The 20,177-nt window shown below is 57.1% G+C and carries 13 protein-coding genes; 2 read left to right on the top strand and 11 right to left on the bottom strand.

Translation table 11 applies throughout. From position 1 onward, the window contains the following. Positions 1-401: 401 nt before the first annotated feature. From GDN47_RS31200 to GDN47_RS31185, 4 genes are all read right to left on the bottom strand, one after another. Positions 402-1,643 carry an MFS transporter gene (locus GDN47_RS31200; RefSeq protein WP_152095006.1) on the bottom strand — a complete coding sequence of 414 codons (1,242 nt, stop codon included), beginning with the start codon at positions 1,641-1,643 and terminating at the stop codon, positions 402-404. A 78-nt stretch (positions 1,644-1,721) separates the two neighbouring features. After that, the gene (locus GDN47_RS31195; RefSeq protein ID WP_152095005.1) at positions 1,722-7,250 is read right to left on the bottom strand and encodes a trifunctional serine/threonine-protein kinase/ATP-binding protein/sensor histidine kinase; all 5,529 of its coding nucleotides are present in this window, start codon (positions 7,248-7,250) and stop codon (positions 1,722-1,724) included. 445 nt (positions 7,251-7,695) lie between these two features. Further along, positions 7,696-10,875, bottom strand: coding sequence for a PAS domain-containing protein (locus GDN47_RS31190; RefSeq protein WP_152095004.1), 3,180 nt, complete (start codon positions 10,873-10,875; stop codon positions 7,696-7,698). 250 nt (positions 10,876-11,125) lie between these two features. After that, on the bottom strand, positions 11,126-12,022 hold the full coding sequence (locus GDN47_RS31185) for an AraC family transcriptional regulator (RefSeq protein ID WP_152095003.1): 897 nt from the start codon (positions 12,020-12,022) through the stop codon (positions 11,126-11,128). Positions 12,023-12,197: 175 nt separating this feature from the next. Here GDN47_RS31185 and GDN47_RS31180 point away from each other — a divergent pair, with 175 nt between their 5' ends. Continuing rightward, positions 12,198-13,034, top strand: a complete 837-nt coding sequence (locus GDN47_RS31180) for an oxidoreductase (protein WP_152095002.1) — start codon at positions 12,198-12,200, stop codon at positions 13,032-13,034. 89 nt (positions 13,035-13,123) lie between these two features. Here the strand turns inward: GDN47_RS31180 and GDN47_RS31175 are convergent, their stop codons facing one another. From GDN47_RS31175 to GDN47_RS31145, 7 genes are all read right to left on the bottom strand, one after another. Further along, positions 13,124-13,828 carry a type 1 glutamine amidotransferase domain-containing protein gene (locus tag GDN47_RS31175; protein WP_152095001.1) on the bottom strand — a complete coding sequence of 235 codons (705 nt, stop codon included), beginning with the start codon at positions 13,826-13,828 and terminating at the stop codon, positions 13,124-13,126. 309 nt (positions 13,829-14,137) lie between these two features. Beyond that, a complete protein-coding gene (locus tag GDN47_RS31170) occupies positions 14,138-14,488 on the bottom strand; it encodes a DUF488 domain-containing protein (RefSeq protein WP_210386787.1) in 351 nt (116 codons plus the stop codon). A 33-nt stretch (positions 14,489-14,521) separates the two neighbouring features. Next, positions 14,522-15,115: a peroxiredoxin family protein gene (locus GDN47_RS31165; RefSeq protein WP_152095000.1), complete on the bottom strand. Its 594-nt coding sequence runs from the start codon at positions 15,113-15,115 to the stop codon at positions 14,522-14,524. Between the two features lie 247 nt (positions 15,116-15,362). After that, a complete protein-coding gene (locus GDN47_RS31160; RefSeq protein ID WP_152094999.1) occupies positions 15,363-16,409 on the bottom strand; it encodes an NAD(P)-dependent alcohol dehydrogenase in 1,047 nt (348 codons plus the stop codon). Between the two features lie 487 nt (positions 16,410-16,896). Further along, the gene (gene tnpC / locus GDN47_RS31155; RefSeq protein ID WP_152095007.1) at positions 16,897-18,495 is read right to left on the bottom strand and encodes an IS66 family transposase; all 1,599 of its coding nucleotides are present in this window, start codon (positions 18,493-18,495) and stop codon (positions 16,897-16,899) included. A 75-nt stretch (positions 18,496-18,570) separates the two neighbouring features. Next, the gene (gene tnpB / locus GDN47_RS31150; protein ID WP_152094998.1) at positions 18,571-18,915 is read right to left on the bottom strand and encodes an IS66 family insertion sequence element accessory protein TnpB; all 345 of its coding nucleotides are present in this window, start codon (positions 18,913-18,915) and stop codon (positions 18,571-18,573) included. After that, on the bottom strand, positions 18,912-19,283 hold the full coding sequence (locus GDN47_RS31145; protein ID WP_233790221.1) for a transposase: 372 nt from the start codon (positions 19,281-19,283) through the stop codon (positions 18,912-18,914). Before GDN47_RS31145 ends, tnpB begins: the two co-directional genes overlap by 4 nt. Before the next feature lie 109 nt (positions 19,284-19,392). On the opposite strand from GDN47_RS31145, the gene GDN47_RS31140 reads away from it, so the two are divergent. Beyond that, entirely contained in the window at positions 19,393-19,689 is a 297-nt protein-coding gene (locus GDN47_RS31140) for a hypothetical protein (RefSeq protein ID WP_152094996.1), read from the top strand. Positions 19,690-20,177 lie beyond the last annotated feature (488 nt).

Below are 20,177 nucleotides of genomic sequence, written 5' to 3'. Positions count from 1 at the left end.
TGCGCTGAGGTGCTGAATTGCAGCATGATTTAACCCACTTCTTCATTTCGCATTGGCGACAATATCCGGGCTATCATATTGTCTGCAAACACCATTTACAGGTCCGATTGGACCACCGCGAAATGAAAATGGGTCAGATTCTCGCGATAATCACTAGGGAGCAACACCTAAGTACAGTGTCGTCGCAGCGGAAGCTTCGGTAGCCTTTCACCGTCGTCTAGCGTCGTTTCGAGACCCCCGAAGCAACTGCTCGAACGTCCCCCTCCGGTCGAGTGTGAGGATCCATAAGATCCGCGTTGGCAGTCTCCTTGCCCTTTGGAGACGGCCTTCTTCGTGTCAGCGGGTCTTGCGGGATTTCGATGGCGTGACAGGAGCGGCTACACGGGCGCGGCGCGGTCGTGTCAAGGCTTCCAAAGAAGAGGTTCGACGCGCCGGACGCCGACGGTCCACGACAGAAATCCGACCACGGACATGAGCGCAGCTAGGAGAAAGGCAGATCGATACGCGCCCGTCGCGTCGACGATGACGCCGGTGATGATCGGAGCGACAATCCCCGAGACGTTGCCGATGCAGTTTTGAACTCCGATCCATTTTGCGGTCGCGGACGGCCCTGCGAGCGTCTGGCCGATCGAATACAGATTGAAGCCCCCGAGCCCCTGCCCGACGGGCAAGAAAAAGAGGCCCGCGACAGCAATTTTGGGGCTTCCGAAGGCGCACATCAGCATACAGATCATGGAGATGACGCAGGCGGCTCCCATGCATGTCTTGCGGACGAGGTTCGGACTTGCACCGCGTATCATCAATTGGTCGGCGCCCCATCCGGCGGCCAGCGAGATTACCGCTGTCGCGACGTAGACTACGCCGCCTAGCCGAGCCATCTCCGGCAGGGTGAAGCCGTGTGCTTTGACAAGGTATAACGGCAGCCAGGAGCTGATCGTGTAGAACGTATAGTTGTTCGCGAAATGGCCGACGGATGTCGCCCAAAGCTCGCGGCACGTTAGCAACGTGCGAAAGGGAGGCTCAGGCGCTAGCAGGGACCGGCGCGTATCCATCGTGAAGGAATCGGTCACGCGCAACCATGGGATCAGCCACAGGAGCGATAGGACTCCTGAAACTATGAACAGAACACGCCAGCCGTACAGGGCCATAAGCATCCCACCGAAGAACGTTCCAGCGGCGGGTCCGAGGATGATGCCGGCGCTGACCGCCGCGTTGGCGAAACTAAGGCGGTCAACGGGAAGATTCTGCGCGAGCAGCTTTGACGTCGCGGGAAAACTGGCGCTTTCGCCAAGCCCAAGTATGACGCGCAGTAGCAGAAGTGAGGCGAAACTTCCTGCGAAACCGGTAAGCAGCGTCGCCGCAGACCAGACGATCAAGCCGACGACTAGCGTGCGGTAGGCGTTGAACCGTGCCACCATCCAGGCCGCGAATAACTGCCCTGGCACGTAGATCCAGAAGAACGCCGAAATGAGTACTCCAAACTCCGTGTTCGAGAGCCCAAGCTCGTCCCTCAACACCGGCCCCGCAGTCGCGAGGTTTCCTCGGTCCAGGTAGTTAATGAACATGGCAAGGGAGAGCAGGACCCCCACAGTCCCAGTGAAAGAAACTGCCTTTTTCGAGCTAGATGACACAAGCCTGCTCATGGTCGCCCCATCAAAATTGTAACCGGAGCGCTTGCTTGATGTTCATCAGCGCCGCCCCAGACGACGCCAATAATAATCTCATTTCTCGATGGATTTCGGAAGAGTGAAGCTGAACGTCGTGCCGGGCCCGTCGTTCGGAGATGCCCAAAGTCGACCGTCGAAACCTTCTATGATTGACCGGCAGATCGACAGGCCGATGCCCAAGCCCGAATCCTTCGTCGTGAAGAACGGTTCGAATAGCTTGATTGCCGCTTCCGGAGCGAGCCCGATTCCAGCGTCCTGAACATCCAAACGCACCATTTTATCGTCGACCCGCCACGTCCGCAAAGCGATGGTCCTTGGTCGATCCGAAACCGATGCCATCGCTTCTATCCCGTTCATGAGAAGATTGAGGATAACCTGCTGAAGCTGGACGCGATCTGCGTCAACGGGTGGAAGGCCCACAGAATAGCTCGTCTGCAGCACCGCTCTCGCCTTCAGGATTTCGCCTCCAAGAATTGCGACGACCTCCTGGGCCGCTTCGTTGACGTCGACCGGCCGGACGGTTATCGGCTGCCTCTGGGCCATTGAACGCAGTCGCTGAACGACCTCTGACGCCCTCTTCGCGTCCCGCATCGTTCTGCGCAACGTCTCGGTCACCGCCGCAATGTCGGGAGGGTCCATATTCAGAAACCTCAACCCTGCATTTGCATTTGTCAGTATCCCAGACAGCGGCTGGTTGACTTCGTGGGCGATCGAGGCCGTCATCGCATTGAGCGTCGTCACTCTCGCCATGTGGGCGAGATCATTTCGAACCTCGCGCAGCGCTTCCTCCGCCTGGACACGATCGGTGACATCCAGAACCGATCCGACGAAGTCAAGGTTTTCAGTGTCGGTCGCACGCCCGAGGGTGTGAACGAATTTCACTGACCCGTCCGGCAGCAACAGCCTGTGCTCGCTTTCGAAATCCTTTCCAAGCTTCATGGCATGATCGACTATGCGAGCGATGCGATCCCGATCTTCGGGATGTACACGCTCCATTGTGAGTTCTGCGGACGGCGTGACCGATGGATCGTATTCGAGAATATTATAAAGCTCTCGCGACCAGTAAAAATCTCCCGAACCTGCGCTCCAACCGAAACTTCCCGTCCTGCTGATCATCTGCCCCTGCGCGAGAAAGCTCTCGCTTCGCTGCAGATCGGAAAACAGGCGGGCGTTTTCCAGAGAGATGGCGGCCTGGGAGGCGATGACATCGAGCACGGCGAGGCTGCCCTCCCTGAAGGCTCCCGGCGTGAGGCTGTTCTCAAGGTATAGCATGCCGATCACATTCGCCTGCCGGACGATCGGCATGCACATGAGCGACCGCGGCACCCTAGAACGAACATACTCGTCCGTCGAATAGATTTCGTCGACTGTGGCGTCGTCGAGAATGACGCGCTCCCCTGTCCGCATGACGTATCGGACGACGGATTGTGGAAGGGAGGACCCTATAGATCCACGCTTGGGCACCACCTTCATGTCGCCGGCTTCCGCCCGCGCCTCCGCTACCAATTGCTGCTCCCCATCCTGAGTGAGCGTGAGCGTGGCTCGATCCGCCCCCGCGTGATCGAGAACGATCCGCATGAGCTTGTCGACGAGTTCGGAGTGCCTAATCTCCCCGGAGAGAGCCTGAGACGCGTTCAATACGGCGGTAACGTCGAACTGCCGGCGCGAAGGAGCCCGTCCGTATGATCGGGAAACACTGACCTCGCCCCCAATGCGGCGAAGACGATCGACGATGCTGTCCGCTCCCCAATTCTCGTAGGCCGCTCTCGCTCTTTCCAAATGAAATTGAGCGATCTCCTTCAGACCGCGAGCGCCGTAGAACCGCGACGCATTCTCCCACGCCAAGGCCTCGACATGGACGAAGCCTGTTGCTCGCGCTGAGTGGACAGCGTGATCGTAAAGCAGCGCCGCGTCGTCCGGCCGTCCCTCCAGACGAGCGATCTCCGCCGAGACCAGGACCGCACGGCACTGGAGATTGTCCGGCGAGTTTTCCGACCACTGCTCGAGCCTACGATGATGTTCCATCAGCTTTCCTAAAAGCTCTTTTCCGACCCCGGCGCAGGCGAGAGCGGCGTAGAAGTGATACTCCGGCCCCTCGATGTTCGGCCACGGCGCAACGCTCAACGTGCGTACCCTGTCCGCGACGACCATCGCTTCAGCGTATTCTCCGAGAAAGACGAGCGCTTGAAGCCGGCGACTCCAGTATATATCGGCGACGACGTCCGGTTCTCGCGCTTCGAGAAGATGTTTCTCGTAGGCGGCGGGATCGAAGGGCCTGCCGTCAAGGTCTGTGAAATCGTAGGCCTCCCCCCGTAACGATCGGATCAGCCGCAACTGCCCGGTAAGGAACGCGAGGGCGATGCGTGAACCGGAAGAGATGGCGAAATCGAGGCCTTCGACCGCCGCTCTGTCGACCTTCGGCAGAAACTCTCCCGACGACAACAGGTTGCCGACGATGTTGCTATGGCTGTAGCCGATGTAGGGAAGGTCGCCGTTCCGTCGCGCCTCTTCCAGCGCCATCCGGATATAGGAGAGACCCTCCTGCAGAGGACGCGACCATGAGCTGATGCCAGTTCCGAAGCCGAAATAGACGCGTCCCTTGAACGCGCCCAGGCCGGGCCTGTCGACGAGGTCGAGGGCAAGCCTGCCAAATTCCAGCCCGTTGGAGTAGTCCGCGAATTCCGTGATCAGCACTCTCCCGAACGAGACGTATCCGAAGGCGGACGCGGCGTTCGTGCCGTTCGCGACGCTGATCTGCACCATAAGCGCTATCAGCATTTGATGGAGCTGAAGGTTCTGATAAAGCGCAGAAAGCACGAGGCGATTGAGGACGTCGACCGCGGCGTCTGCATGGACGTCGAGGCTCAAAGGCATGTCTTTAAGCGAGCGGATCGGCCGGTCGCCGAGACTTTCTTTCACCTTTTGAAAGGCCTTTTTCACGTCGTCTTTCGACGGGGTCATGTCGATGACATAACCCAGCAACGCCAGGAAATCGACGCCCGCCTCAACGGCGAGGTCTGCCCGAGCTTTGATGATGTACAGATCGATTTGGAGGCAGACGACGGACGCTTTTTCCGTGACCGTCGAGGCCCTTCGGCCGAGATCGACAAGCCTGCTCCCCGCGGCCTCCAAATCGCCCATAAGCATCTCGCATACGGACCGAACGATATCGCATTCGAAGGACGTGACATGATCGACATTCCATCGATCTTCAGAAAGGAGTTCATCGGCGAGGTCGAGATAGGAAAGCGCCGACGCGTAGGCGGCGGCGCTCTGTGATCGTCTGGCGGCGATCAGGTTCAATTTCGCGACGGCCAGCCTCTCTTCCGGGCTCTCTATCGCGACCCTGCCCCGATTGTACTGGCTCACCATCTGGAAGATTAGGCCGTCCTGATCGCGATCATCGAAGCTCTGCCAGTACAGTCTGCCGAGAGCCAGATGGATCGTCGTCTTCGCGTCATCGGGCACCATGGAATAGGCGGCCTCCGCGATCCGGTCGTGCTCGAACGCGTATCTGCCTTCAGCGTAGATGACAATCCCGTCGCGAACTGCCTCCCGTAGAAGTGCATGTAAAGTATCCTGAGAGCATTCACAGGCATCTGCCAGAAAGGAAGGAGCCGCCTCGGTGCCGATGCATGCGAGTTGTTGAAGCACCCGTTGCGTGTCCGTTTGCAACCGGCCAATCTGCGCTACCAGCAGCTCGGCAATGTTGTCGCTGACGTGCCTAGTCCGAATGGGTTCGAGATCCCACGTCCACCTAGCTTCGCCCGATCCGAACCTGAGGAGAGCCTCGTCCTCCAACGATTGAAGAAACTGCACTGCAAACAGCGGGTTTCCCCCCGTCTTTCCATGGACAACCGTGGTCAACGGCCGGGTGGTATCGCGATCGGAACGAAGCATGTCGGCGATCAAGTGGTTGAGGCCCTCCTCGTCCAGATTGGTAACCTCGATCTTCGAGACGGCCGCTTCCTGCGTCTGAAGCCTGGCGATCATCGGTGCCAACCTATGCTCGCCCTCGCTACTGCGATAGGAAGCAATCGCGAGCAAATCTCTGGTCTCTCCTCCACTCAAAAGCTCTTCGAGAAGATCCAACGTAGGCTGGTCGGCCCATTGCAGGTCATCAAAGAAGATCACCAGCGGACGACCGCTCTTCGTGAAGACCTCGACGAAACGGCGCATCACGGAATTGAAGCGGTCCCGCGCCTCAAGCGCAGGTAACTCCGGCAGATTAGGCTTCGGGCCTATAATCAGCTCGATTTCGGGGATCAGATCGATCACGACGCCTGCATTCGAGCCTAACGCCTCTTGCAGCATTAGGCGCCACCTTGCCAAGTCTTCCTGACTGCCGCTCAGGATCTTGCGAATAGGGTTCTGAAACGCGTGCGCCAGGCAACCGAGCGGCATATTGACCATGTGCTGCTCGAACTTGCCCTCGGCGAAGACCACCTCCTCGGTTCGCGATACTCCGAAAACTTCCCGCACAAGCGCCGTCTTTCCTACTCCAGCATCGCCAGAGACGAGAAGAAGTTCCGGCTTCCCACCGGCTACGACCCTCTCGAGGGACCTGAGCATCGACGCACGCTCGTGGTTCCTTCCGTACAGGTTTTCCGGAACAACTATGTGGTCCGGGCTATCGCGCAGACCAAGAGAAAAAGTGCTGATCGCTCCGTCAGAAGTGCGGTGGTTAAGGCATTGACGCAGGTCCCACGCAAGGCCCTCGGCCGACGCGTATCGTTCCTCCGCGGGTTTCGCCAGCAGTTTCATGATAATGTCGCGGACGGCCTGGGGAACGTCCCGGACATATTCGTTCAGGTCATGCGGCTTGCGGGCCACATGGCAGTGTACCCATTCCATTGGGCCGGACGCCTGGAACGGGAGCCGCGCCGTCAGAAGCTCGTAAAGAGTGATCCCCAAGGAGTAGAGATCGCTTCTAGAGTCGAGAACGCGACTAACCCGCCCGGTCTGTTCCGGAGACATGTACGCTGGGGTCCCAGCGGCGGATTGCACCAGGTTGAGAGAGTGCCGCTGCCTCGGGAACTCGGACGCCACACCGAAACCGAGCAGAAAGGCGTGCCCGTCGTCATGCATCAGCACGTTCGCGGGCTTGATGTCCTTGTGGATCAATCCCTGGCGATGGACACCGCCAAGGGCTTCCGTAAGACCTATGGCGGCTTGAAGAAAATCGGCGACGTCGAGTGGGGTACCGCGCCGACGTTCGATGAGCATATCGAGCGGAAACCCTCCTGGATCTTCAAGGACAAGGATTTCCCGTCCATCGTGACGCTCGATCGACAGGGGTTTCGCGGCCCAGCCGGCTTGTATCTTCGACGCGAGGGCATACTCTCGATGGAGCTGGTCTACAAGGCGCGCGGACGGATGGCTCGCCGTGGTCGTTACGCCCAGCAGCGACCGGTGACTTCCTGCCCCGCGGCCTCTGTAGAGAGTGAAATCCGCCCCTCGTCGGAGCGGCTGCCACATGAAGGCCGCGTCAGATGCGGTCGATCGCCCGTCCGTCATGAGCCACCATTCCAGCTCGGCGGAGATCGCCCGCCGGAGCGATAGGTAAATACCAGCTTTGCGCACTGTCAATACGCCTTCACGGCCCGTGTTCGCAATCCGAAAGGCTCATATGCGCCGTGGCCGAATGGGCGACAGCATGGTATCTCACACCTTGGTCCAGTAGTTCCGCCTCTCGGCGCCGATGCTTTAGATCCTAAGCCGGCGAAATTTCGCGGATGCCCTTTGTCGCTTGAAGTTTAACGATGAGAGACGTCGAATTTACGCGACCCACGCAGGGCCTTTGGCGAAATGACGCTCGGGTTGGCCGCAGCAGTCAGCGGTCATTCCGTCGGAGCCGGCACAGCCGAAGCAATTCCATCTGCTCCTGGCGGGTGGTGGGTGGTGGGGAGCTCGTTGCAGATAAGCGTCGGCCCGCACCCGCGTGAATTGACGCTCAGGTTGATCGAAGGCTCGCACGTTAGATTGCACCCTTTAATCGCGGAAAGCTCTTACCATCAGGTCGCGACCGCTAAGGCTGTCTAACCGCGGGCACCGCGATAAAAAAGGTAGCACCACGATCAGAGTTCGCTACCGCCCATATCCGCCCTTTATGGGACTCGATAATCGACTTGCTAATAGACAGCCCCATGCCCATGCCGGTCGCCTTTGTGGTATAGAAGGCATTAAAAGCCTTTTCTACGGCTTCAGCGTCAAGGCCAACCCCACGATCCTTGACTGAAAGAATTACTTCCTCGCCATCGATGGTGGTTTCAACAACGAGAGACCGAGGCTCGTCCTCAAGAAGCGCCATAGCGTCCGCCGCGTTCAAGAGTAAATTTAGTAATACCTGCTGAAATTGAATCCGGTCGCCCCTTACCGGTGGGATCTCATCGGAAAGGTTTGTTTGCAAAACAACGCGGCTACGTTGCAGCTCCCTTGCGGTTATTGCAATCACCTCCTTTGCGATATCGTTAAGGTTTATTAATTCGATCACGGGGTCTTTTTTGGCGAACATTGCCCGCAAACGCTTGATGACCTCAGCCGCTCGATTAGTGTCGCGGAGCGTACGACTAATCGTGTCAGATACGCCCGCCAGATCTGGAGGATCTGCTGCCAACATCCTCAGTCCGGTATTCGCATTGTTTAAGATACCCGCAAGTGGCTGGCTGACTTCATGCGTTATCGAAGCCGTGAGCGCGCTCAGCGCCGTGAAGCGAGTGACGTGGGCGAGTTCGGCACGGGCTCTGCTAAGAGCTTCTTCACCTTGACGGAGAGCGGTCACATCCTGCGCTGCTCCCACAAACAACGAGCCGCTTTCGGTTTTCTCGCGGATATGGCCGACAAATTGGACGTTCTTAACGCCGCCCTCCGGCGTCAACAGCCGGAACTCTCCATCGAAGTTTTGCCCCTCAAGCGCACTTCTCTTTAGCCTATCGAATACAGTTCGATCCTCAGGGTGGACGATTTCAATCGATATTCCGAACGGCTGCCCTTCCACAGGTAAGCTGCTGCCAAAAATCGTCTCCATTTCCGGAGACCAGTTCGCCATTCCGGAGCCACTATGCCAGGAAAAGCTCCCCGTTTTGCTGAGACGCTGCGCGGTGATCAGATAGCTGTTTGCCCTCTGTAATTCACTTTCGCTCGCTCGCAACGCAGCTTCTGAGACTTTCGAATCCGTAACGTCTTGCAAGGCTCCCAGAAAGACCGGGCGTTCAGTGATGTGCTCTATTCTATGGCCGACAACGTGCGCAAATCGGATTTCTCCGCCCTCCAGACGAATTCTAAAAATAAGATCGAAATCCCGTCCCTCAAAAGCTCCTCCGATTACCTTTGCAACCTCGTCCATGTCGTCGGGATGAATAACTGCCTGAATCATGGGCAGCGTGATCGGAACTTCAAGATCGAAGCCGAAAATGCGGCGTATTTCGTCCGACCAGTTGTGCTGATCAGCGTAGACGTCCCAGGTAAAGCTTCCAGTCCTGCTGAGCCGCTGCGCCTCCGTAAGGTAGCTGTATGCCTGACGCAACTCAGCTTCGCGTGCAGTCAGCGCCATCTCCGCCAATTTGATTTTTGTTATATCTTGTACGACACCCATGAAGATCGGTCGCCCCTCGACATGGTCGACCACCTCAGCAATGCCGTGCAGATACTTTATGTCGCCACTAGACGTTAAGATCCTAAAGGAGAAGTCGGCCGGCGCACCATTCTGGCTTCGCTGTATCTGCGATTCGTAGAATTCACGGTCGTCCGGGTGCACGCGTTCTCGAACCGCGTCGAGACTTGGTACGGTTTCGCGTGGTATGTCGAAAACGCGATAGAGCTCATCGGACCAGACCTGCTCATCAATCCAGAGATCAGTCGTGAAGCTTCCCGTCGCGCTAATTCGCTCGCCTTGGGCGAGTTGCGCGTTTGCGCGTTGCAGTCTTGCTTCGCTGGCCCGCAGTTCTTCGTCAGCTCTCGCGCGGTCTATGACAATTCCAATCAATGTGGTGACACGTTCGATGATCGACTCTTCCTCATCGCGAAATTGCGATCGTTGGCGTCGATAGATTGCCATTACCCCGGCCGCGTCACCACTCGGCGACGAGACCGGGATCGACCAGCAGAAATGAAAACCATGATCTCGTACGAGCGCAGCCCACTCCGTAGCAGCCCAACGGGGATCGTGCTCTAAATCGATCTCGTCTTCCCGTGAGTTCTCGAGAGCAGAATGCGCGAATGGCGCGATGACTTGAGACATCCTTCGCCCGGTGAAGAAGCGTCGGAATTCGGGCGGCAGGTTGGAGCACCCGCCGTACTCAAACAAATCCTGGTCCCGATTTATGATAAGAATCCCGCACGAGCCGACGCCGAGTTCCTCAACAAGGCGAGCCACCGCGCTAAGAATATCGCGCAGCGGCGTTCGTAAGGCCACCATCTTCAAGATACGAACTTCGCCCGCAAGCAATGCTCTTGTCTGGACAAGTTCATGGACATCGGTCTGCACCGAACAGTATCTTACAATATTGCCTTGGGCATCGCGCGACGCGACCATCTCTGATCCCACCCAACGGTAGGTTCCGTCACGGTGCAACATTCGGCTTTGATTGATCCAATCCTCTCCATGGTTCACCAGGCGATCGAGCTTTTCAAAGATGGTGGGCAAGTCGTCCGGATGATTTACAGTATCTGGAGCAGCGGCGTAATTCCGCAGTTGCTCGAGGTCCCGATCATAAAATTCGATGACACGCTTGTTGACGAATTCGAGCTCGAGATCTGGCGACATGAAGACAATCTGTGTCGGCAGCATATCCATGAATCGCCTTAGCCGCCCGTCGGGTTTCCGATCTTCACCCGCAGGGCCCTCGTCACTATTCGTGACGAGCCAACACCACTTCCTATCGTCCTCGGTTTCCACCGTAGGCAGTGGGGAGATCTGGAACAGATGCCATCTGTATTCGCCATCGGCTCGCCGGAGGCGGCCCTCGATCTCACCGGCCTTGCCCGATTCAACGATACGTGCGAAGGCTTCGGTAAAGCCGGTAAGGTCATCTGGATGAATCGACTCCCTCCAGCCGTCAGGAGACGTGTCGTGCGTCACGGTGAATTCGCGCCATGCGGTGTTTGAATATACGATGTTGCCTGCTGACTGCGTGACCAGAATCAGACCCGGTAAGGTCTCGAGCACGGTTCCCGGATCGATAGCATACCCATGCTTTTCAGAGGCCATTTCGTAGTCGCCTTCGCATTCCCCTACCCTCCTCCCCCATAGAGCCACCACGCAGATCGAGCGTCGCTTGCCCAAGTTCAACCGTCTCGCGGATCGAGGTAAAAAGGATCACCTAGCGCACCCAATAACGAAGTCCCATGTACCGGCGAAAGATCTACGCCCACCCGGTAACCGATTCCAGGTGGTACGGAGTATATTCGGCATTTCTTAAGCCTCCGGCCTCCATGAGTTCATCGAAGCACTCAACAGTTCAACTCGCGCGCAGTAGTTTCGCTGCATCATGGTAGGGGGGTGCACCGAACATGCGTTTGTAGTCTCTGGAGAACTGCGATTGACTATCGTAACCAACAGCGGCTGCTGCTTGACCGGCCGAGATGCGCTCCGTGAGAAGCATCCGTCGCGCTTCTTGCAATCGCACCTGGGTCCGGTACTGAAGCGGTGTCATCAATGTGACCGCCTTGAAATGCCGGTGAAATGAGGACAGGCTCATTCCGACGAGATCCGCCAGCGCCTCGACGCTCATATGTTCCCGGTAGTTCGATTTTATCCAGGCTGTTGCCTTACCGAGCTGCGAAAGCCGGGTTCCTGCGGAAGCAAACTGAGCCAAGATATTGCCCAGCCCCATTTTTGCCAGTTGATAGTAAATCTCCTGAAGTACCAACGGCCTGAGAAAGCGCGCGTCGTCTGAACTATCTAGGAGGCGCAAGAGCCGCGCAAAAGCACTCAGCATCGGCGGCCTCATAGGCGCCGCGATCACACCGGCAGGCGTCTTTTCGGGGATGTCGATGCTCGGTGGGAGCTTCTGGAGGACGTCTACAAGGAGGTGACGATCCAGATCACTTGTAAATGCCAGATGTGATCGTCCATCAGACGCTCTGAACACTTTGGAGAGTACGGGAAGATCAACTGTTACAAGCAAAAAGGCGGCTTCATCCGCGGCAAAGGTCTGGTCACCAAGCGAAACTTCCTTTGCCCCACGCAAGACTACGCAGAGCCGTGGGTTATAAACTGTATGAAACGCACGGAACCTGTCATGAAGCTGGAAAAGCGTGAGCCCTTCCAACGTCGTCGGCGTGCGCGATTGGTTCGCATGACGCTCGACGATCTCTCGCATCTCCTCGATAAGACTGTCTCCATTATCGGTCATAAGACACACGTATCCTGTTCCGGGGCACCTAGGTTTTTGGCAGGATCGTGCAAGATTTTAGCACGATCGCCGTAGTTTCCAGGGACCGTCTTTCCCAAATTCGACGCCGAGCAATCGCTCACTCCGACTATATCGGGGCAGCAATTTCCTACCAATGATCCAAAGGGCTAATGGAATGTCTGAACGAGTTTGGCTTATAACTGGGGGTTCGACTGGCATCGGTCGATCACTTGCGAAGCAGGTTCTCGAGGGCGGCGACCGAGCCGCAGTCTCCGCCAGAAAGCCGGAAGCATTGAGGGAACTGACAGAGCAATTCGGTGAGAGCGCGCTAGCGCTGACGCTCGATGTGACCCAACGCGACTTGATCGCAGAAGCCGTCGACAAAACCGAAAAGCACTTTGGAAAAATCGACGTGCTCGTCAACAATGCGGGCTACGGCTACTTTTCGGCGATCGAAGAGGGAGAAGAGTCCGAGATCCGAAGACAATTCGAGACAAACGTATTCGGTCTATTCGAGGTGACCAAGCAAGTGTTACCCGGCATGAGAAGGAGACGGTCCGGTAATATCGTCATGATCTCATCCATAGGTGGGCTGATGGCATTCCCCGCCACTGGATACTACCATGCAAGCAAATTCGCGGTGGAGGGGTATTCCGAGTCGCTGGCTCAGGAAGTTGCGCCCCTGGGCATCAAAGTGACCATCGTAGAGCCAGGGCGTTTTCGTACCGATTGGGCGGGGCGATCGATGGTGGAATCAAAAACGGTCATTGATGATTACGCGGAAACGGCAGGCGTTCGTCGCAAACAGGTTCACGAATACTCTGGAACGCAGCCGGGAGATCCGAATAAGGCGGCTGCCGCCATCATCAAAGCCGTTGATGCATCCATCCCCCCGCTTCGGCTCCTGCTTGGGCCGGACGCTTATCAGATGGCACAAAAGCGCCTGTCTGCTTTAAGCGAGAGCTTTGAGGCTTGGAAAGACGTGTCTGTAAACACGGATTTCGATAACTGAAAACAGGGGGTGCCGCATCCCGGCGCCCCTCACCTCCAAAGGAAAGCTTCCTTTATTTGAGCTTGAGAACTCACGATATGCGGAACTGGTCAGATTGCCGCACCGCCGCCCGGATTGTCGCTGGATAGCAGCTTGACCAAAGCCTGTGCGCCTGCGGTTGACGATGCAGGATTCTGTCCGGTAATCAAACGGCCATCTGTGATTACAAAGCTCTCCCAGTCTGCGGCCTTTTCGAACAAGCCGCCGAGGCGTCTTAGCTCGTCCTCGACCAGGAATGGAACCACATTGGTAAGCTGGACCGCTTCTTCCTCGGTATTGGCGAATCCTGTCACCCGTTTCCCTTTGACGATAGGCGCCCCTTTGTGCATGACTTTGTGAAGGACGGCCGGCGCATGACAGACCGCCGCTACCGGCTTGCCGCCTTCATAGAAGGATTCGATCAGCGAAATTGAATATTGATCGTCCACAAGATCCCACATTGGACCGTGGCCACCAGGATAGAACACGGCGTCGAAATCCTGCGATCGCATGTGCGAGAGGATTTTGGTGTGGGCGAAGTCTTTCTGCGCGGACGGATCGGCCTTGAAGCGGGCCATCGCCTCCGTCTGGTTCTCAGGCAGGTCGCTCTTTGGATCAATTGGAGGCTGTCCTCCCTTCGGGGACGCAAGGACTAGCTCGACGCCAGCGTCTTTGAAGACATAATAGGGAGCTGCCCCCTCCTCCAACCAAAACCCTGTCTTTCGACCGGTGTTACCGAGAACGTCGTGCGAGGTAAAGACCATTAGGATTCTCATGTTGGCTCTCCAATAGGTTGATTCAGGGATGCTCGGGTCGAAACTTTCGGCGAAGTGCGATTACGGCAACTGGTGGCGCGAATGCGCCTGCTCGCATGTGCCCCGAGGCGCCTGAAGCGTTTCCCAGGCGTTTGCTACCGGTGATGTGATAACAGTCGCAACGACGCTAAAAGCTATGTTGCGCATTAGACACCTCCGTTCGTTTGATCGAGGGAAGGCTAGCGAGTTCCTGATGGGCAGGAAATTGCACGTTTGCACATCTCATCAACACGATGGTATCGACCCGAATACCACCTTGGCTGCGGGCTGTTAGCCTAACGCATCCACGAGCTCGCTCAGAAGCACGAGAGCGTGGTTGTGTTTGGGATCATGAGCCGCATACACCAAAGTCAGGTCACGATCCGCCGCCAACCTTCGAAGCTCGCTGAATGCCTCGTTGTCCGCCAGCTCCCTCCGATAGCGATCCGCGAATTCGCCCCATCGGTCGGCACGATGTCCGAACCATTTACGGAGGTCACTGCTCGGCGCGACGTCCTTCAGCCATCGATCCAGCTTCGTATCGCTCTTCGCCAAGCCTCGCGGCCACAGTCTGTCCACGAGGATTCTCTCACCATCCCTCACCTCCGGAGCGTCGTAGACCCGTTTCAGTCTTACTATCACCCGCCGCGGCCCTTTATTCTGATAAGAGTGACATCACTCGTCGCCCAGGGTTTGCGTGAACGTCTGGCCGTACGGAAAGAAAAGCTCCTTCCGGCCTTCGCTCCAGGCGTCTCGAAGCTCCGGGCGAGTAATATCCCAGTCCGCAAAGCACTTCATGCAGACGGAACGAAGGTCCTGGCGAAGTTCCTCTACGGTCGGACGGCCAAAGAACCAATAACCATTGTAAACCTTGTGGACGATCAGTTTGGGTTCGAGCACAATGACATGAGGTATCATCGGGTTGTGGACCGGATCCGTGTATTCGGCGATGTCGAGGTCCTTTTGAATTATTCTTCTCGGATCGGCGAGAAACGTCCAGTGCGCGCCAACGCCGCTCCGGTATTCGTGCGTTTCTGCGATGGCATCTGTGCTGATGGTCACCATTCTACAGTACCCCACGCCCATCTCGCGATGAAGCTGCAGCAAGCCCTCCGCCTGCCTCCTATCTTTAGGGCAATAGCTTCCCCGGCTGAGAACCAGTACCATGGGATAGATGCTTTGAAGATCCGAAAGCTTCCGGCGCTTACCAGTGTGATCGTTCAATTCGTAGTCCGGGAACCCCCCGCCGGGCACAATATCGGCTCGCATGCGCTTGTCCCTTTCGGTTATCGTGCCGCTCTCCTGGCGGACCCGATAAGAAAACAAGGTGATTGCTCAAGACGCCATTGTACTTTGGTGTCGGCCAGAGAGGTGGGTCCTGAATGAAGAGCGCGGTTCTGCGGCCTCCGGCTTCGCGAGTCATGGTTCGACTGCTTGGGCCAATCGGTCGCATTGGTTGTGGTCAAAGTGCGTGGTCGCTGCAGGCGGTGGTCAGCCCGCCGCCTGCAGCCCGTCGTCAAGCGATCGAAGCCATGTCAATGACGAAGCGATATCGCACGTCGCTCTTCAAGACGCGCTCGAAGGCTTCATTGACCTGCTCGATACCGATCTTTTCGATTTCGGAGACGATGCCATGCTTCCCACAGAAGTCGAGCATCTCCTGGGTTTCCTTGATCGAGCCGATCATCGATCCGGCGAGGCTGCGACGTCCGGGGACCAGGGAGAACGCGTGCACCGGAATGGCCTTCTCGGGAATCCCGAGGAGTACCATCGTGCCATTGATCTTGAGAAGCCCCAGGTAGGCGTTCCAATCAATCTCGGCCGAGACGGTGCAGATGATCAGGTCGAAGGCGCCCGCGAGCTTATCGAACGTCGACGCATCGCTCGTCGCGTAGTATTCTTTCGCACCAAGCTTTAGTCCATCTTCCTTCTTCGAGAGCGTCTGCGAAAGAACGGTGATGTCGGCGCCCATTGCTGAACCGATCTTTACGCTGAGGTGGCCAAGACCGCCCATCCCGATGATCGCGACCTTCTTGCCGGGGCCGACGTTGTAGTGACGCAGCGGCGAGAACAGGGTCACGCCGGCACAAAGGAGCGGAGCCGATGCATCTAGCGGGAGATTTTCTGGGATCGCCAGCACGTAGCCTTCCTTGACGACAATCGAGTCTGAATACCCACCCTGCGTGGCAGTCTTCCCGTCGGCTTCGAGCCCATTGTAGGTGAATACGAGACCGGGCATGTACTGCTCGTTGTCGAAATCGCGTGTGGCGCATCCGACGCAACTATCGACGAAGCAGCCAACGCCCACATGGTCGCCGACCTTAAACTTTGTCACCTTGGAGCCGACGGCCGTAACAATGCCAGCGATCTCGTGACCTGGAACCATGGGGTATACGGCGTTGCCCCACTCATTCCGTGCCTGATGTATGTCGGTGTGGCAGATCCCGGAGTATTTGATCGAGATAACGACGTCGTCCGGATTGGGGTCGCGGCGTTCGAAGGTGAATGGTGTCAACGGCTTCGATGCGTCAGTCGCCGCATAGCCTCTTGCGATGGTCGGCATGAGATAGTCCTCTTTTCAGTTTTCAAGGAGCCTCCCCAAGAACGCGAGCTTGCTCACCGCGTCCAGGGGAAGCATTAGACGCGATCTTTCGCGGCGTTCGGAACGCCGGTCATTCAGGCCGACTGCGAAAGTGAACGGCCGCAGCAAAATGGTTGTGAGGGTGTTTGCCTGAGGGTGCATTCCTACATTGGTATGGCCGATACCAAAGTATTGCCGACTGTCGTCTGCCGGCTTTAGGCGCCCCCGACTTTCTCGGGAACTCGAGACAATCATCATTTCGCTCGCACCAATACGTCACAGCACCGTGAGTAGAATGGATTTAGTGCCGCGAGAATTCTCGCCTAGCGGCAGGCAGTCTCCCGGATTCCGGGACAATCGTGTTGATTGCCATCGGTAGCAAGGTACGGGACGATACCATCGTCTCATATAGAACCGCTGATGTTGGCTGCATCATGGTTTCAACCCCATGCCGATCAATCGTAAGCGGTTAGCCGACGGCGTCTGGTTTGAAGTTCCATGGCATGAGCAGCTCAATATCAGTGGCTGGCCAGCGATTTGCGATGCGGGTGAGCGTTTGAGATAGCCAGGCAAGCGGATCGACATTGTTCATTTTTGCCGTCTGCAGAAGCGTGGCGATCGTCGCCCATGTCTCTCCGCCGCCGTCGCTACCGGCAAAGAGGCTATTCTTCCTCGTAATGGTTTGGGGTCGGATGGCACGCTCGACTATGTTGGAGTCGATTTCGACGCGACCGTCCGTCAAGAAGTGCTGCAGCGCCTCCCGGCGTGTCAGGGCGTAGCGTATCGCCTCGGCGGTCTTGGACTTTCCGGAGACTTTGGAGAGTTCCTTCTCCCACAACTGGAAGAGATCGGCGACAATGCCAGCCGACGTCTCCTGACGGCGCCTCGCGCGCGTTTCGGCATCACTGCCGCGGATCTCGTCCTCGACCTTCCAAAGTTCCGTCATGGCTGTGATCGACGCCGTTGCAGCGTCATTAATGCCGCCGACATGCAGCTCGTAGAACTTTCGGCGTAAATGTGCCCAGCATCCGGCCAGCTTGATCGTTTCATTGCTGCCGGACTTGGCGCGCTCTTTGATCATGCTGGTATAAGCCGAGTACCCATCCACTTGCAGGATGCCGCCAAACCCGGCGAGATGACGCGCGACACACTTGCCACCCCTGCTGTCTTCGAAGCGATAGGCAATCATCGGCGGGCCGGACCCGCCAAACGGTCGGTCATCGCAAGCGTAGGCCCATAACCACGCCTTCATCGTTCTACCAGAGCCGGGAGCCAGCGTCGGCAAGGTCGTCTCGTCCGCAAATATCCTCTCACTGGCTTTGATACGCTCCAGGATGTAATCCGCCAGGATCCGCAACTCGAAGCCCAGATGCCCCATCCATTGGGCCATCAAAGAGCGGCTTAGAACCACGCTGTCGCGCAGATAGATCGCCTCCTGCCGGTAAAGCGGAAGACCGTCGGCGTATTTCGACACGGCGATATAGGCCAGCAACCGTTCGCTCGGCAGCCCACCTTCGATGATATGCGGAGGTGCCAAAGCCTGCAGCACGCCGTCACGTTCGCGGAACGCATATTTCGGGCGGCGTGTGACGATGACCCTGAACTTCGGCGGTATGACATCAAGCCGCTCGGATCGGTCCTCGCCGATCAGAACCTTTTCCAAGCCTTGGCAGTCGTCGGGTATCTCCGGCTCGATCACTTCCTCGATGCGTTCGAGATGGGCGGCAAAACCTTTGCGAGGCCGCGCCTCCCTTTTTGGCCGCTCTTTACCCACTTTGCCGAGTTCGCTGTCAATCGCCGCAAGGCCAGTCTCGACCTCCTCAAAAGCGAAGTCTATCTGCTCGTCGTTTATCGCCAGCCGCAATCGCTCGGAGCGCGTACCGTTTTGGGCCCGCTGCAAAACCTTCAAGATTGCCGTCAAAGTGGTGATCCGCTCGTCGGCTTTCTGTTGGACAGCCTTCATTCGGGCAATTTCGGCGTCAGTCGCAGCCTTCTCTGCGTTCAAAGCGATGATCATCGCTTTCAGCGCATCGACGTCGTCAGGAAGGTCGGGACCGGGTAAAACCATGCGCGCAATAGAGCATAAAATCAGCCGATTTCCCAACACTTACAGCAACATGATTCATCTTGCCGCACCTCGTCATCAGCCGATCGAAAGTGGCCGTCGCACCTTGGCGGGGCGGATCTTTTTCCAATCCATTCCGGCTAAAAGTGCCATTAATTGCGCATGGTCGAGACGGACGCGGGCAGCGGACGGGACAGGCCAGCAGAAGCCATTTTCCTCGAGTATTTTTGCGTAAAGGCAGACCCCACTGCCGTCCCACCAGACAATTCGGATCCGGTCTGCACGTTTTGAGCGGAATACATAAAGAGCACCGCTATAGGGGTCGAGGCCGCCATCCCGCACCAGGGCCATCAACGACGCAGCGCCTTTGCGGAAGTCGACGGGCTGACACGACACGTAAACAACAACACCCGAAGCGATCATGCTTGCCGTACCGCCCTGACAATGCCGCTCAGCAGCGCCGGATCGATCGAAGCGCTGACGCGAAGTGTCGTGTCGCCCACCTGGATCTCGACAGTGTCCGTCCGCACCGCCTCGAAACGAGTAAAGGCCCCGTCGTTTTCGGTTGCTTTCAGCCGCTGAACCGAACCAGATGCAAGGGCTGCGCGCCGCCATCCAAAGAGCTGCGATGGGTCCATTCCATGGGCACGCGCCACCGCAGAGACATTAGCGCCAGGAGCGAGAGCTTGCTCCAGGATCAGAGCTTTCGCCTCATCTGACCAAGACTTCGGTTTCCGCCGCGTTCGCACCGGCTCCGCCGTCAGAATTTCGAACGTACGATCATGATTCATATCTTCACTCATAGGATTCCCAGCATGATTCATGCTGAAAATGAGCGATTTCGCGTCTCCATGCTACGTGGGATGGCCTGTCCGCTTACGATCAATCTACGAGCAACCCATGAAAATCTCAGAGATCCCCTCGAATCGGCGGCTAGGACGGCCCGGTGGTCTTAGCGGCAAGTTCCGGGCCATCGAGCATGCGAATTCGAATATTCGGCAGATAATTCCTGGCGAAGAACACGTTCACGAGACAAAATACCGATCCCACGATGACCCGAGCGGCGGCGAGATACTTGCTGTTGTTCTATTCGGAGCCGGCCTCACCCTGGCATTCAGTACCTTGCTGGGGTTTGCTGATCCAGATTGGATCCACTTTTTTGGCTCGACCTACCTTTTGAGTTGGTCAAACGGTTAGGCCGAAAAAGACATGTCGGATGATGTACTTATCATTCTCTTCGGGGATCCAGGCATCGAGTTCGCATTTGATGATGCTCGCCTTTGGCTCGCGCTTTCCACGACGGGGACGAAGTTCGCGCGGCTGTTCGATTGATTACCAAAGTCCGTATTCGCGCCGAGTATCCAGACCCCTATCTCGCCGTGATCATGCGCCGGAGACCCGCGCTGGCTCGGCCTTCTGCTCGTCAAGAGGATGACGCGGCTTCCCGTTGCGGCAAGAACTGGGACCGAGGCCGGATCGGTGTTAAATCTCGATCGCAGCAAGGATTCGGCACTTGCTCGAAATACCACACTCACACCACTAGGCTCAGGACCTATTAATTTTGCTTGAGATGTGATTCACGGTTTCCAATAGGAGGCCGCGATGAGTGATTTATTTTTGTTGAGCGAGCGCCAGATGGCGCTGATCGAACCCTACTTCCCTTTGGCACATGGCATTCCGCGGGT

Origin of the sequence: Martinezella dioscoreae (assembly GCF_009176305.1) — a bacterium.
Taxonomy (GTDB): domain Bacteria; phylum Pseudomonadota; class Alphaproteobacteria; order Rhizobiales; family Rhizobiaceae; genus Rhizobium; species Rhizobium dioscoreae.
This window is presented reverse-complemented; position numbering and strand designations above follow the sequence as displayed.